Source organism: Pseudocoprococcus catus (genome assembly GCF_019734885.1).
In the GTDB taxonomy this organism is placed as follows: domain Bacteria; phylum Bacillota; class Clostridia; order Lachnospirales; family Lachnospiraceae; genus Coprococcus_A; species Coprococcus_A catus.
The window spans coordinates 56,729-71,405 of the sequence record NZ_JAAXCM010000034.1 but is presented as its reverse complement, the minus strand read 5'-3'; the positions used below and the strand labels follow the sequence as shown (position 1 = coordinate 71,405).

The 14,677-nt window shown below is 44.9% G+C and carries 14 protein-coding genes; all 14 read right to left on the bottom strand.

Features of this window, described 5'->3' with window-relative positions:
• Window positions 1-27: 27 nt before the first annotated feature.
• The gene (locus HED67_RS10045) at window positions 28-471 is read right to left on the bottom strand and encodes a S24/S26 family peptidase (protein ID WP_221718215.1); all 444 of its coding nucleotides are present in this window, start codon (window positions 469-471) and stop codon (window positions 28-30) included.
• On the bottom strand, window positions 416-1,261 hold the full coding sequence (locus HED67_RS10040; protein ID WP_221718214.1) for a hypothetical protein: 846 nt from the start codon (window positions 1,259-1,261) through the stop codon (window positions 416-418). The genes HED67_RS10045 and HED67_RS10040 overlap by 56 nt, the downstream gene beginning before the upstream one ends.
• Window positions 1,262-1,331: 70 nt before the next feature.
• Window positions 1,332-2,444, bottom strand: coding sequence for a radical SAM protein (locus tag HED67_RS10035; RefSeq protein WP_221718213.1), 1,113 nt, complete (start codon window positions 2,442-2,444; stop codon window positions 1,332-1,334).
• Window positions 2,444-2,827 carry a hypothetical protein gene (locus HED67_RS10030; RefSeq protein WP_246612181.1) on the bottom strand — a complete coding sequence of 128 codons (384 nt, stop codon included), beginning with the start codon at window positions 2,825-2,827 and terminating at the stop codon, window positions 2,444-2,446. The genes HED67_RS10035 and HED67_RS10030 overlap by 1 nt, the downstream gene beginning before the upstream one ends.
• Window positions 2,828-3,046, bottom strand: a complete 219-nt coding sequence (locus HED67_RS10025; protein WP_330656552.1) for a PqqD family protein — start codon at window positions 3,044-3,046, stop codon at window positions 2,828-2,830.
• A 157-nt stretch (window positions 3,047-3,203) separates the two neighbouring features.
• Entirely contained in the window at window positions 3,204-4,643 is a 1,440-nt protein-coding gene (locus HED67_RS10020; protein WP_221718211.1) for a tyrosine-protein kinase domain-containing protein, read from the bottom strand.
• The gene (locus tag HED67_RS10015; protein WP_178438624.1) at window positions 4,636-6,057 is read right to left on the bottom strand and encodes a polysaccharide biosynthesis tyrosine autokinase; all 1,422 of its coding nucleotides are present in this window, start codon (window positions 6,055-6,057) and stop codon (window positions 4,636-4,638) included. Before HED67_RS10015 ends, HED67_RS10020 begins: the two co-directional genes overlap by 8 nt.
• 10 nt (window positions 6,058-6,067) lie before the next feature.
• Window positions 6,068-6,940, bottom strand: a complete 873-nt coding sequence (locus HED67_RS10010) for a hypothetical protein (RefSeq protein WP_221718210.1) — start codon at window positions 6,938-6,940, stop codon at window positions 6,068-6,070.
• A complete protein-coding gene (locus HED67_RS10005) occupies window positions 6,934-8,688 on the bottom strand; it encodes an ABC transporter ATP-binding protein (protein WP_178438619.1) in 1,755 nt (584 codons plus the stop codon). The genes HED67_RS10010 and HED67_RS10005 overlap by 7 nt, the downstream gene beginning before the upstream one ends.
• Window positions 8,627-9,982 carry a nucleotidyltransferase domain-containing protein gene (locus tag HED67_RS10000; protein ID WP_221718209.1) on the bottom strand — a complete coding sequence of 452 codons (1,356 nt, stop codon included), beginning with the start codon at window positions 9,980-9,982 and terminating at the stop codon, window positions 8,627-8,629. Before HED67_RS10000 ends, HED67_RS10005 begins: the two co-directional genes overlap by 62 nt.
• A gap of 28 nt (window positions 9,983-10,010) precedes the next feature.
• Window positions 10,011-11,519: a lipopolysaccharide biosynthesis protein gene (locus HED67_RS09995; RefSeq protein ID WP_221718208.1), complete on the bottom strand. Its 1,509-nt coding sequence runs from the start codon at window positions 11,517-11,519 to the stop codon at window positions 10,011-10,013.
• Window positions 11,520-11,523: 4 nt separating this feature from the next.
• Window positions 11,524-12,492: a glycosyltransferase family 2 protein gene (locus HED67_RS09990; protein ID WP_221718207.1), complete on the bottom strand. Its 969-nt coding sequence runs from the start codon at window positions 12,490-12,492 to the stop codon at window positions 11,524-11,526.
• Window positions 12,474-13,472, bottom strand: coding sequence for a glycosyltransferase family 2 protein (locus HED67_RS09985; protein ID WP_221718206.1), 999 nt, complete (start codon window positions 13,470-13,472; stop codon window positions 12,474-12,476). The genes HED67_RS09990 and HED67_RS09985 overlap by 19 nt, the downstream gene beginning before the upstream one ends.
• Complete coding sequence (locus tag HED67_RS09980; protein WP_221718205.1) at window positions 13,465-14,673, bottom strand: polysaccharide pyruvyl transferase family protein; 1,209 nt, start codon at window positions 14,671-14,673, stop codon at window positions 13,465-13,467. The genes HED67_RS09985 and HED67_RS09980 overlap by 8 nt, the downstream gene beginning before the upstream one ends.
• Window positions 14,674-14,677 lie beyond the last annotated feature (4 nt).

Here is a 14,677-nt window from a genome sequence, read left to right as displayed (position 1 = left end):
TAATTCAGGATTTGTCCTGTGAGTTTTCTAATATTTAGATAATTTGGTGTAAATAAATAAAAAAATTGGCCGCAGATGAAGCATGCGGCGCCAGAAAATGGCAAAGAACTGCCATCTGGGATCTTCTGCTTTGAACCACTGCCCTTTGCGGCATACGGCGGTAACTACGGCAAAAATCTGTTTCGGAGGGACAGGTCCCTCCAAAACGGTCTGATTATCCCCGGCCATATAATAAAAGCCGTTTTTGATCCTGCAGATACGGTGCAGGATAAACTGACCATTTTCTCGTTGATACAAAACGATGTCACCGGAAATGGGCGGATGCTCGGGTCTCTGCAGACGGACAGAGTCTCTTTGGTGGATCAGGAATGGTGCCATACTGCTGCCGGAGATATTCAGACAGACCGTTTTGCCATCAAGAATCAGTGCCTGCAGAATGGGCAGATAAGTTCCGGCAGAGATTGTTTTCATAAGAAGCCTCCGTTATGAACTGTAATGCATGATCCAGTTTGTCAACAGCGTGACCGGAAATGGTACATTGGAACTGAAAAACAGGGACTGTCTGCAAAAGATGCTCTGACAGACAGATTGTGCGTCGGATAGCATTGGCCTGCCAGCTGTTAACGGTGATCTGTGCATAGAGAAGTTTAAAAGTTTCTGATGATTTGGTAAAAGAGATTTTGTCATGTGTTCCCTGCGACAGAAGTACAATGGCTCCAAGGGGCAGAACTTCGTTACGGCATATGCCGGATGTTCCGCAGACAGGCCAGCCTTCAGCATGCCATTGTCCATCTTTTATCCGCAAAAGTGCCCTGTCCCCGTTGACAGTCCGGCTGCCGCGATATTTTTCCCAGAGACGTGCCTGCGTTGTTTTGCCGATCCCTGATGGTGCGGAAAACAAAATAGCCTGATTTTTGTAGCTGATATAGGCGCAGTGAAGGATTAGGGCGTTTTTGGCAGGCATCCGGCGTTCCAGGGCGAATAAAGATACAAAAACCGGATCACTATTCAGGTTTTCAATGCGGTCCGGATGAAGGAATATCCGTGCTTCCAAGTCAGAGTGTTCCTGACAGCAGCCATAGTAACCGGGAATTCCACTAATACCGATATAGCGGCATTCAAGATGGCCGGACACCCGGAAAACGGTCAGATCAGGGCGCCTGACAATGCAGATGCCTTCAGGTGCCGGAAAATGGCCGGATAAAGAAAGTTGATAACGGTAATCTGCGGGAATATGACGCCTGTCTGTTTCAAATAACATAAAATGTTCCGGTAAAGTCAGTATGTCAGGGTAGATTAATTCAAAATAAAAATTGCCAATTAAAAAATATTTATGCATGAAGACGTACATTCACTTCCTGTTTCATCAACTGATAAAGTTTTTGGGTATAGCGGCAGATATAATCCGGTTTTGCATCATACTGTCCTGTTTCAAGATAAGCACCGGCGGCGCAGTTTTTGCACAGGGAACGCAGAGAACATTGGCTGCATTCCCGGTTAAGACAGATTTCCTTTATCCCTCGGCTGACAGATTGCCAGGCATTTTCAAAACCCAGAGTGAAGGTATCAGCAGAGGGTTCTGCCATAATAACACAAGGTCGGAGCTTTCCCTGCCAGTTCACAGAAAAAGAACATCGCCCGGCGTAACAGCTGCTGTGGTTCAAAGAATGCGCATCCGGCAGCAGATGGTCGGCTTCCCATACATATTTGCGGATCAGTGCATCAAAGGTATCATCAGAGAACTCAATCCGCAGTGCTTCCAGCTGACGCTCTGCGGCAGATTCCGGATCCAGACGGACTTGCTGCGGAAAAGAATGGACCCGTTCACGGATAGCCGGCATCATATACGTGTCTATACGCACAGGAATTTGAAGGCTGTCACCAATGGCGATCATCTGTTCCATCTGCTGCTGATTGATGGAAGTCAGACTGCTGCTGATTTTAAGATCAATGTTCCGGTCTTTCAACAGCTTCAGCCCTTGAAGAACCTTTTCAAAGCCTTCCGGATAATGACACAGATTGTTATAGACATTCGCATCTGACCCATAAAGAGTGATATTGATGCGCCGGGGCGGATTTTTGGCAAAGAAATCTGCCCATTCTTCATCAATCAATGTGCCGTTGGTGTTGACAGTTAAGATCATGCCTGCTTTTTTCAGATGAGTAAACAGTTCTTTAAAACCCGGATACAATAGAGGTTCTCCGCCGGTCAGCAGAAGAAATAAAACGCCGGCACGCTGCATCTGTTCACTGAGTGCTATCCATTCATTGACAGTACGAAGCTTCCCACGGACAGCCATTTCCGTCGGGCTTAACCGGATATAGCACATATCACAATTCATATTGCACAGCGGTGTTAATTCCAGACTGCCATGGATGGGCCGCCTCATGGCAGCTGCTTTTCTCATCATGGCAAGTTCCATAGAAGATAACTTCTTTCTCATTATGATTTTGCTGTAGACCACTGGCTCATATCCAGATTTGTGGTGCAATGTACATCTGTGCCGTGATCTGTCCATATGATGACAGGGATATTCTCATTTTCAGAGGTATAGATATCATCTATATAGCCATTGAGAAATTCATCATCGGAATCTGCCTGATGGGTGGCACCGCAGGGACCGTAATAGCCGGAATTCCGGTCAGTCAGTACTCTCCCACTGCTTGTCCAGACATTATAATGATAATTGCGATCGCCGCGGTATTTAATGCCGGCGTTGCATTCAAAATTATAAACGGTTCCGCTGTCACCGCATGCAGCAATATATTCATTCGGAATAAACTTTTCAATAACCGCCCTTGGACGGCACCAGATCATTTGGCCCATCTAATCAACCTCCTTTAATAAGCCATAATAAAGTGCTTCTGATGTAAAGCGGCAAATATCTTTGGCAATGTCTGTTTTATTTCCAAAGTAGCTATGTATCATTTCATCAATCACTTCCTGCATGGTATGGGGTTTTTGGTAGCATTTCCAGATGGATGTACATGTAGGGTTCAATGTGATCATTGTATTGTTGAGGACACCGGCCTCATTTACAGGAATCAGTAAATTATCTCCGGCTATTTCACGAAGAAGAAAGTTTTCATTCGTCTGATAATAAATGTCTTTGGTCTGCTTTTTCGTTTCAGATTCCCCCTTTCCCGGCCATTATACCGCATTTTAATAAGTCTATGAAAAACTGTCGGCTATGATCTGTCCATCATCTCATACTTTGGTATGATTCGCGGCCATATCCGTATTTACCGTAACCGTATTTGTCTGAGCTATAGCCGGCAGCAGAGCGATTGGTCATGTTGATGGTGTATCCGATGATGGGACAGCCTGTTTCCGACAGCAGTTCAAGACTGGTTAATATATGTTCTCTGACGGTATAATCCTGGCGGATCACAAATAAAGCACAGTCACTGTATCTGGCAAAACGAATGGCATCCTGCATCATACTGCAGGGTGGTGTGTCAATGAAAATATAATCGTATTTTGGACGACAGTGTTTTAGAAATGTTTCAATACCGGTATCATTCAGCAGTGAAGAAACAGCGGCATCCATGACAGGCTGTTTGCTGCCGAGTATATCCAGATAATCACTGGGATGCCCAAACAGGATATTTTCAGAAAGACCTTCCTCCTGTAGGGTATCTTTTGCCCTATTTTCTGAAGATATATGCTCCGATGAAGGTGTTTTTTGAAAATGCAAATGCTGAAGAAGGGAAGGATTGCGAAAATCACCATCAATCAGCAGGGTTTTGTAACCCTTTTCTGCACAGGCAAGTGCCAGATTGGCGGCTACGGTTGTCTTCCCTTCGTTCTCCCGACAACTGGTCACAAGAAGTACCTGATACTGTTTTTGCTTCATTCGCCTCAGAATACGGACGCACAGCGTGTGAAAAGCCTCAATAAAAGCTGGCGTAACATGATCGCTGATCAATGGGTCAGAGACCTTCTGATGACTTCGCTTTTTGGTCCATGTCTTTGGAATCGATGCCAGACAGCGGATATTGATATCCTGTTTTAAATCTTCTTCTCCAAGAACCGTGTGGTTGGACCAGACAAGAAAAGAAAGTATCAGGATATACAAAAATATGGAAAAAAACAGTCCCGCAGTGATTTCCTCTCGGATTGATATCCGGTTGACAGGTTCAGATGGAACGTCACTCTGATCCAGCATATGAAGGGTTGTATCGCCGATAATATACTTGGCCACTGTAGGATAATTTTCTATTACGGATGTCAGGATTGTTTTGGCCGTCTGAGGATCGTCTGAGGTCACACTGATCTGGAAAAGATTGGTGGAATCCAGCACAGAGGCTGTGATGGTCCCGGGTAATGGGTCGATGCCGATGTCTTCACAAACAATTTTTTTCAGAGCACCACTTTCAAGAATGTAAGGGAAGGTGGCATTTAGCTGATCCAGTGTTACAGAAGCGGCATAATCGCTGTAGCAGGCATTCCCGCCGCTGTTAACAGAAAAGGAAGCAGACACTACATACCGGGGCGTATAAAACCAATGGATTTTTACAGATAAGATGCCGAAAGCCAGTACGGACAGAAAGATGAAAAGCCACCAGGTACGCTTAAGCATTCTGCCAAATTGTGACAGGTAATAAAACAAATCGATTTTTTCTTTTTTTATTTCATTCATTTGGCAGATGTCCTTTCTTCCGGGATGGCGCCGCTTTCCTGCTGTAAGCATAACCGTTGTGACGGTATCGGCTGTAATATTTTGAATAACCGGAATTTTTTAGAATAGGATGGTGAAGAGCATTCAAAACACAGCCGATGACGTGAGTACCGGCATCATTGAGTGCATCAATGGTGTCGTTGATGCAGCAGGCTTCTATTTCGTTTTGATGAATGACCATCAAAGCGGCATCAGCCAGTGATGCATACTCTTCTGTGTCGGAAATCAAAGCAGCAGGGGATGTATCAAGGATGACATAGTCTTCTGAGCTTTTAAGCCGGAGCAAAGTTTGTCGAACAAATTGCAGTTCTGTTTTATTCCATGGTCGGGCCATGGGTTTCTGTGGGAAAAGTATGGATAATCCCGGGATCCGTTTTAATTTTTCCGGATCAACTGGTGTCTGATTCTCAATTGCCTCTGTAAAATCTGGACTCTCCGGATATTCTGATGAAAATATTTTGTACTGGGACGGCTTTCTGAAATCACAATCACACAGGAGCACTTTTTTGCCGCTCTGAGCCATGGACACCGCGAGATTGGCTGCAATGGTGGATTTTCCTTCATTTTCGGCTGTGCTGGTGACCATCAGGACTTGCTTGTCAAGGCGGTCTAAGGTCATGCAGATCCGCGCAGACAGCATATGACTGGTTTCAACATAATCGAAACTGAGTACCGGCGAAGTCAGGAGCAGAGACTGTCTTTTCTTCTCATAGCAGATAGTGCCTAATAGACGGGCATCCACTTTTGATGAAACATCTTCAGGCCTTCTCACCGTGTCCCGGCCAAGGGACATAAGCCCGAGAATCAGCATCATACCGGCCATACTGACAAGTCCTGCTCTTTCTCCCCAGAGAAAGAAATTCACAGGATTGGAAGGAGCGGTGGGGATTTGTGACTGCTGAAGTTCCTGCATCGAAACATCATCAAGGAAGTAAGCCATTAATTTTACAGCATGCTTAATAATCGAACGTGAGATCAGATAAGCCTGTCTTGGTGAAGCGGCAGTGACGCTGAGTACCATCAGATTGCTTGAGGGGACAGTGGCAACAGTTACTTTAGCTTCAAATGTATCCAGTGATAAATCCTCACAGACCTGTTTTTTGAGAATGGAGCTTTCTACAACCTGCGTGTATTGTCTGCAGGTTGTCTCTGCCTGTGACAAATTTTCGGATATGGAGTGGGCATTCAGTCCGGAAAGTCCGATCACAAAGGCACTTTCAGATGTATAGGCCGGCCGATAAGCAAATTGCATCACGGCAGCTGTCATAAGAAAAGCACCTGCACCGGATAAAACGATTATCCACCATTGTCTGAGAATATCCCTCAGAATACAACTCCAATCAATATCTGTGTTTTTTCGTATGAATTCATTCATTGTCCGCACCTCATTCTTCAACAACAACGATCAAAGGGATCCTGGATTGATCCTGTGTTTCATTTTCCATGGTGTAAAGGATTTCATATGTTCCCGGTACATCGGTATCGGCATTATTGAAAATGTGAATATCTTCTGCTGTATAGGGAGCATCTTCAGGAGGATCATCAACAGGCCATGTCCGGCCTGAAAACAGGATGCTGTCAATATACTTTGAAGGCTGCAATTTCGTGCCTGTCTTGATATAAATCAGATAATCCGACAAGACCACCTTCGGACACTGGTTATCCTGGGAAGGTGTGTACAGTTCAACTGTGACAGGCAGCTGGACGCAGTCACCGGCACTGTTGACAACAGAGAGCATATATGGATAATTCCCGGGATTAAGATCCGTATAGATCATATCGTCATCATTTTTCCGGATCGTGATGCGATCAGTAATATCTCCGTCCAGCACATCATAGGCCGTAAGATTTTCAATGATGGATTCATGGCCTGTGATGCTGAATCGAAGTGGCTCTTTCAGTGAAAAATGCGGTGAATGATAATCGGTATAGATGATATCCCGGGTCACTTTAGTGACATGGTTATCCTGATCAAAAGCCGCGATGACTGCCTGGCGTCGACCCTTTTCTATAAAATTGGACAGGCTTTCCACAACAAGTGTGTCTGAAACATCACCATCCTTACTGTCTGAAGCAGCAACGCCATTAAGGATGGCGGATGCATCATCCCTTACACTGATTTTTATACTGTCCCGATCCATATGGATCACAGGGCCCTGGGAATCACTGATTTTATTTTTCTCCCACAGGGAAATACAAAAAAGGACAACAGAGGCTGTAAAAAACAGGATTAAAAAGGTTTGTATCATTTTCAGCATTTGATCGCTCCATTTCTTTCGCCGGTATTTTCCATGTATTCTGTTACTATGCCATCCACAGTTCGGTAGATATGCTGACACATATTAAGGACACTTGGCCGATGGGTGGTGATTACACATGTTTTATTAGGTTTTTGCCGGATAATATTTTTGAGGACCTGTTGTTCAGTTTCTATATCAAGGGCAGAAGTCGCCTCATCAAGAAGCAGGACCGGAGCATCACGCAAAATTGCACGGGCAATGGCAATCCGCTGGGCCTGCCCTTCTGACAGCCCCAGGCCCTGCTCTCCCACTGTCCAGTTGATGGTTTCCGGCCGAGTTCTGACAAATTCCCAGGCACAGGCTGTTTTCAAGGCATCGATGATTTCTTCATCCGTGGCATTTTCCTTGGCCATGCGCATATTTTCAGCAATGGTTCCGGCAAGGATCGTATTTCCCTGGGGAACATAGGAAAAGTAATGTCTTGTATCTGCGTTCATCTCTACCCACTGTCCATTGGAGGCAATAAGCCGGACATCTCCGTATTCAGGATGGATCAGTCCAAGCATCAGTCGAAGCAGCGTCGTTTTACCTTCTCCGGAGGTCCCGATAATGGCCACAATCTCTCCTGGGCTGGCTTTGAAGGAAGCATTCATGCAAAAGGAATGATCCTTATCATAGGAGAAAGAAACAGCATTCATCTGTATTTCGAATCCCTGCCCTTCATATTTGGAAAAATTATCGCTGACGGGAAGATGTACTTCTTTCCTCAGTTCTGTCAGTTCGCGGATTCTGTGGGCGGAGACGGAGCTGTTCATAAAAGCAGGAATGATCCCGGCCAGATTGTTGAATGCCGATGATAATTTTGAGCCCTGGCCCAAAAATAATGTCATCGTACCGTAGGCAATAGTATGGGTCCATAACAGATACAGGCAATAACAAAAAGCAATCATCCGGACAAAATAAGCCATCAAAGAAATGAGGATATGTGTCCGGATACTGAAATGATTGTAATCCAGATAAAGGTCTTTGTACTGTTTTTGCCATGTCTGCATCCTGTTTCGATAAGCACGGAAGATGCCGAAACTTTTGACGAGATCATAGTTATAGAAGGTTTCCACTTCAAAAGCCATAAGATGGCTCCCCATCTCCTGCACCTTTTGAGTATAATCGCGCATCCGGTACAAGCGCCATTTGGAGACAAAAAACATAAATGGGGCCCCGGATAAAGCGATGAAGGCCATTTTGGCATCGTAATGAAAAATCACACAGAAGACTGCGATAAAATGAAAGACGTTGATGACTATGGCAGGCAGCCAGGTGATGGCATTGTCAGCAACGGTTTTCACATCGTTATTAAACCGGTTTAAAATATCACCGCTGCTGTATTTATTCAGCTCAAGCCAGTCAGAATCAATGATTTTCTCAAAGATGTCCAATTGGATATCCTGATAAATACGCAGGCTGATTTTGGCAGAGATCCGGGTCAGAAGACTGGAAAACAAAAGGTTCAGCACGGATGAAGTGATCATGATGATTAAAAGCAGACCAAAACGGCTGGCGTCATAGCCGGTAATGATATCGATGAGATATTTGGAGGCAATGGCTGATAAAATCCCCAGTAATGTTCCGGCAATGCCGATGATGGTGTCATAAAGAATGGCGCCTTTGTACCTTTTGCTGTAAGAAAGAATCCATTTCCAGTCATCAAAAATCTCTGAAAAGGTTCCCTCCTGTCTTTTTTTCATTAAATTTATAAATATCCTCATCCAAAAGACCTCCTGCTTTCTTATGTTTTTCAGGTATCAACCGGTAATACTGCATCAGACGGGTTCGGTGGACACCGGTTTTTATGGCAGATAATCCTGCTGAAATCTGCAGGGATAACTTTTGTTCCGAAAAATAGTGCTGCCATCGTTGATACCATGCGGCGGAAAGGAGCCATGGCTTTGAATGAAGCCATGGATATTGACGTTCCATTTCCTGAAAAGTCGGAAAAAATACAGGGATCCATCCCCGGGACAGCCTCTGCCAGGTACTTTGAGAGGGGGTCTGCTGTATGGCATGCAGGGTGATCCGGCTGCTGTGTTTTCGTCCTGCCGGGGCATCTCCGTATAATCCGGCTGCCAAAAGATCTGCAAGCAGCGGTGTTTCGTTCACAGAAAGCTGCTTCCACTGATGCGGATAACCGGCACTTTCAGGATCAAAGTCCAGATAGTCGATGCCTATTTGAAAGATTGCTGCCGCAAAGCAGAGGGAGTGAAGCTGCCGGCATTGATCAAAGATCTGCTGCCAGTTGATCATCGGACCATAATGGCCTGCAAAAAGAAGAATATCGCAGACCTGACGGATACCAAAACCGCTGTGATAAAAGTGTTTTAATGCATGGCAGATCAAATAAAAAAGATGATCCGATGCATTCATTGTCCTAATGGCCTGGCCACAAATATTGATTTTTATGGCATGATCGTAAATGTCACGGAAAAAAATATTCCAGTCCCCATATATTTCGGCATCCGGCGGAAATAGCGAAGGATGCAGTTCTACATAAACAGGGTGTCCCTGCCTGCCATAGGCGATATCCCGGACATTTTCAGAAGGTCCTTTGCGAATCCGGCTGATTTTTTGGAGCCCCATGGCGCACAGTGCTTTTTGACAGGCTTCAAATTCGTCGGGCGGTACCAAAAGATCTTCATCCCCGGAGTCTCTGTAATCCGGCTGCGGATACAGATTGCGGCAGATCAGCCCTTTGACAGTCAGGGGGTGCAGGCCAAAATCTTCGAGATAACAAAGGATTCTGAGGAACTCTTCGGTTTTGATGGCCTGTACGGTAACGGCTTTTTTTGTTTCTGATTTGTAAATAGCCAGCATTTCGGGATCCATCCTACAGATAGCCGGGCAGTTGTATACAGCGTCATAAATCATTGGCAGTATATGATGTGCATATGCCATTTTAAAAATCTGCTGCCATTGCAGATCTGAAATTTCAAAGGACCATGAAACACTTCTTTTTTGCAGTGAAGCCTTAAGTGCTTCAAGAAATAATTGATGGATTATTTTCATTTCTATTCAAGCCCCCAACAGGTTTATCTCAGGAGAGAATCTGTTTTTTTCGTTGTAAATACCGGCGACAATAGTAAAAGGATGTTTTGTCAACAAGGGATCCAAGGATAAAAAACTCAGGAACAATGATCAGGCAGATGATACCGGCGGCAATAATGAGACTGCCGTAATCATTGAGCTGGTTTATCGGATGATTCCAGAATACAGCCAGATTGACAAGATATAGAGCCATATAACTGCCCCACTTTTTTAGGGTGATCCATGGAGGACGACCCAGAAGATTTTCCGAGGCATATCGGATCATCTCGTTAGTTCTGTACAATAATGCGGCAATGGTTCCGAGAAGCACACCATAAATACCGAATCTGAAAACACAGATCAGTGAAACAAAAATATTGATGGCAGATTCAATAAGAGATTGCTTTTGTGTTTTTTGGAAATGACCGGCATATTCAATGACCCGCTGTGCGGCAGATCTTCCGTTGGAAAGTAAATAGGTGGTCGTAAACAAAAAAGGCAGCCGGGGATCGATATAGTTGATATCTGTAACACCGCGTGTATATATTTTTAAAAATGGCAGGATAAAAATATGTGCCGTGCAGTACAGGGAAAATGTCAGGGCCATATTGTAAGTCTCAAAAGCATCATACAGCCTGAAAAACTTTTCCCGGTTGGTGTGATAGGTCTGCCCCATGACAAAAGACATACCGCTATTGACAGTTGAAATGACTGTGGCAATCATGCCGAAAAGCATGACATACATAGTGTAGACGCTGACTGTTTTTAATCCGCAGGCAAATGTCAGGATCAGGACGTCCGTATTCTGGAAAATCAGACCGGAGATCTGATGGATCAAAACCGAATGCTTCTGTGACAAAGCCCCATGATTCGGCACCGCAGAAAAATTCAGCCACGGATGCTGCCTTTTCATATAAAACCGGATGAATGCAAACTGAGATAAACTGACGGCAAAGTACATGGTCTGTATGGCCGCCAGATGATATCCCTGAAGAAGCAGGACAATTTTTCCTATGGCAGTGAAGACAGAGACAAATGTCTGTACATTGTTCAGAACATAATTCTGGCCTTCGGCCTGTATCAGCAGGCGGCAGGTGCCGCATACAACAAAAGATGCTGCCTGGGTCAGTCCACTTAAAAGAACAACCGGGCAGACGACGGAAAATGGCAGGTCCGACTGCAGAAATAAAGGAAATAAAAGTGCCAAAGCAGAAACTGTCAGCAGGTACCAGATACCGATTCTTTTGTAAAAACGGTTGACGGCAGATAAAATGCTGTTAATTTTTGATATATTTTTTTCAGCCACCGGGCGGTAAAGGGACTGCAGTGCTGCCGTTCCGACACCTGATTCCAGAAGGTTCAGGTAAATCAGCATCTGATTGACAGACGAAAGCAGACCATTTGATTCAGAGCCCAGATTGACAATAACCAGCCTCGGAATCATGATGCCCAGAAGAATGGCAATGCCCTGTCCCAGCAGTCCTGATAAAATATTATAGATACTTTTTCTGGCATTCATGATCTTAGAACCCCGTATGAAGCTTTTTGATTAGCCGGCGACAAAATTTGACAGGTACTGTCCGGTACAGCCGCATATAATTGCCGGCGGCATGACAAAGAGAGACAATCGTCGGCAGAAGATAATTTTCTTCCAGAGAAATCAGGGAAGGATCAAGGGCAGCTTCTGCCTTTAACAGCAGGGCAAGTATGTCATAATTATCGGAATAAAGGAAAGGTTCTGCATAATAGCAGGCCTCATGGGCAAGCCGGTTAAAAGCAATTTGATGGAGCTTTGGAAGCTGGTGTTCAGAAGATAAAAGCAGTTCCATTCGAAGGCCCGTCAGATAATCTCCTGCTTTTTCCCGGGTCATTTTCTGTACCTGATGCGTACCATGATAACAATAAACAGGATCCGGGACGGCGTAAAATGTTTTGGCTGCGATCAGCACCCGGGATAGGAAAACCGGATCTTCATAAATTCTCAGTTCAGGAAAACGGAGTTGATAACAATTGATAAACTCGCGGTTGTAGATAAAACGGCCAAAAAGAGTATCATATTGATAATCAGAAAAATTTATCAGTTTTTCCTGTGAGAAAACCCATTTCATATCTTCCGGCTGCGGATGATCATAAACAGCCGAACCGCCGCATATAAAGGCACCCTGTGATTCGGCGGCCTGATACAGTGTTTCAAGGGCATGTTCATTCGGGTATGAATCATCCGCATCCATGAATGCAATATATTCTCCCGCTGCCATATCCATACCTCTGTTTCTTGCGCTGCCTGCACCGCCATTTTGCTGTCTGACACAGCGGATGTTCGAATGAACGGCCTGCCAGTTCTTTATAATTTTGAAACTCTGATCTGTTGAACCGTCATCCACGCAGATGATCTCAATGTCTGATAAAGACTGAGCCGCAGTACTTTTCAGTGTATCCGGCAGTGTCTTTTCAGCGTTATAAACCGGGATGATCACGGATATTTTGTACATATGCATTCCTTCCACCTGTCTTTGAATTTGTAATATATTTTCCAGATTATGTAACGGTTTCTGAGGTAAAGCATGCGGTCAGCGGATGAAATTCCATTGTTCCTTACAAGGAGCAGATACTGCTTCTTTAACAGTTTCCGGTCTTTGTAATCGATGGCTGTAAAGAACCGTTTTCTGGCATATTGGAGCTGGAGTATTTTTTGGTACTTTCGTCCTTCTTCCTTTGTCAGCGGAATTTTTGACAATGTATGCCGGATAATTTCTTCATGCTCATAAATACGCTGCAGTTCTTTTTCTTTGGAATCATCTCCGGAGGACATACTGTCCGGATACAGAACATAAGCATACAGAGGTTCATCCAGATAATAGCGTTTGAAACAGTAATAAACAGGAAGCAGCAATTGCCAGTTCTGACCGCGCCTGGCGGGATAGATGTATTTTTGCGGATTGACTTTCAAAAAGTCTTTCATCCGGATCATGTGGCATCCGGCACAAAAATGTGATTTTTCAGTCAGCAGCCATTCGAATTGCTTTGGATCATATCGATGTTCAAATCGGGCAGCTTCCCGCTTGATGGGATGATGAAGATCATCGGATGAAAAAACAAAGGCATCACTGCTGACAACGGCACATTCAGGATGTGCCTGAAAGGCCAGCCATCGTTTTTTCATGGATTCCGGAAAATAAAAATCATCCGGATCCGACCAGCACAGATAGTCGCCGGTTACATATTGAAGTCCGAGATGGATGGCGGCACCAAGGCCGGCATTGGGCTCAAACAGATATCTGAGGCACATCCGGTGTTCTTTGAAAATGGGTCTGTATTTTTTGAGAATATCGGCAGTGTGGTCAGTTGAGCCGTCATCCACTGCAATGACTTCAATATTCGGATATGTCTGGGCAAGCACAGACTTCAGGCAACGCTCCAGGGTGGTTCCGGCATTATAGCATGGGAGGATGATACTGATCTTTTCATCCATTACAGACCATCTCCTTTGCACTGTCCGTGTCATTGTTTTCAGCAAACATTTCCCGGATCATGCGGCCTGCGGCGGCAATCTGTTTCTTACATAATGCTGTTTTGGCGATAGATATTTTTTTGATTTCATCTTCGTGTTCAGTCAGCCAGTACCAGTTTTTGATCAGACAATTTTGGGATGTCAGCTGACTATAATGCAGAACATAATGCGTATCGCTGCCAAACAGATCTTCGGCGATACCTTTGGATTTCACAGAGTAGCCAAGGGCAATGGCGGGAACACCTGTGGAATAGGCTGCGATCACCGCATGGGTTCTTGCACCTATAAAATAGCGGCATTTTGAGATCACCCATTTCAGCTCCGGTGCAGAACGGTCTCTGACCATGCACACTCTCCCGCTGTCTTTAAATCCTGTATAAAGATTTAAAAGCGGGAGCCGGTCATCATTATCCGGCCGGACAACATGGGGGATCAATGCGACAGATAAATCTGTCTTTTCAAGAATTTCCCGGATAAGCCGGCGGATATTTTCCAGGATCAGATTGTCTTCGCCGGCTTTTTTCAGGATTAGCGGACTGACATTGATGCCGACGGTCTGATAGAGACGAAAATCCTTCGGCAGGGGTGTCCTTTCAGGCTGCAGACAAAAGGCTGTATCCGGACAAAACTGTACATTTTTCAGGCCGGCTTTTTTCAGGGCATGTAAAGTAAGATGCTCCCTTGCAGTGATTAGATCAAAGGATTCAAGATCCTTCAGCAGACTGGGATCCTTCAGCCTTTCAGCGTCAATGGAGCAGCCGATCAACAGGCTGCGGCGGAGGTTTTTCATCAGATGCCGGTGCAGAAGAATGTGTTTGGGATAATCGTCATAGCAGAAAATATCACCGCCAATGGATACAAGAACATCTGTTTTGTAAAGCTTTTCGGTCAGGTTGTGGTACGGCATCAGATCCATATAAAAATAATTGTGTGCCAGTTTCAGCTGAAGGTAGGCCATTAGAAAATAACCATCAACAGAGTAAGCTTTCTGTTTGGCCGGATACGTTTTTAGCTTCCGGTTTACGCCGTAGCGCTTCTCTTCCTCCGGGGCATCAGATAACAGGAGGATGCAGGAGTCTCCAAAGAGCCGGGGGACAGTGCGGGCTAACGCCTCACAGCCGTGATTAGCACTGCCGATATGATTGTATAATACAAATCGCATAGGT

Bases quoted from the DNA above. Each gene is read 5' to 3' on its own strand.
- HED67_RS10045 (WP_221718215.1), bottom strand. From the start codon at position 471: ATGAAAACAATCTCTGCCGGAACTTATCTGCCCATTCTGCAGGCACTG.
- HED67_RS10040 (WP_221718214.1), bottom strand. From the start codon at position 1,261: ATGTTATTTGAAACAGACAGGCGTCATATTCCCGCAGATTACCGTTAT.
- HED67_RS10035 (WP_221718213.1), bottom strand. From the start codon at position 2,444: ATGAGAAAGAAGTTATCTTCTATGGAACTTGCCATGATGAGAAAAGCA.
- HED67_RS10030 (WP_246612181.1), bottom strand. From the start codon at position 2,827: ATGGGCCAAATGATCTGGTGCCGTCCAAGGGCGGTTATTGAAAAGTTT.
- HED67_RS10020 (WP_221718211.1), bottom strand. From the start codon at position 4,643: ATGAATGAAATAAAAAAAGAAAAAATCGATTTGTTTTATTACCTGTCA.
- HED67_RS10015 (WP_178438624.1), bottom strand. From the start codon at position 6,057: ATGAATGAATTCATACGAAAAAACACAGATATTGATTGGAGTTGTATT.
- HED67_RS10010 (WP_221718210.1), bottom strand. From the start codon at position 6,940: ATGCTGAAAATGATACAAACCTTTTTAATCCTGTTTTTTACAGCCTCT.
- HED67_RS10005 (WP_178438619.1), bottom strand. From the start codon at position 8,688: ATGAGGATATTTATAAATTTAATGAAAAAAAGACAGGAGGGAACCTTT.
- HED67_RS10000 (WP_221718209.1), bottom strand. From the start codon at position 9,982: ATGAAAATAATCCATCAATTATTTCTTGAAGCACTTAAGGCTTCACTG.
- HED67_RS09995 (WP_221718208.1), bottom strand. From the start codon at position 11,519: ATGAATGCCAGAAAAAGTATCTATAATATTTTATCAGGACTGCTGGGA.
- HED67_RS09990 (WP_221718207.1), bottom strand. From the start codon at position 12,492: ATGTACAAAATATCCGTGATCATCCCGGTTTATAACGCTGAAAAGACA.
- HED67_RS09985 (WP_221718206.1), bottom strand. From the start codon at position 13,472: ATGGATGAAAAGATCAGTATCATCCTCCCATGCTATAATGCCGGAACC.
- HED67_RS09980 (WP_221718205.1), bottom strand. From the start codon at position 14,673: ATGCGATTTGTATTATACAATCATATCGGCAGTGCTAATCACGGCTGT.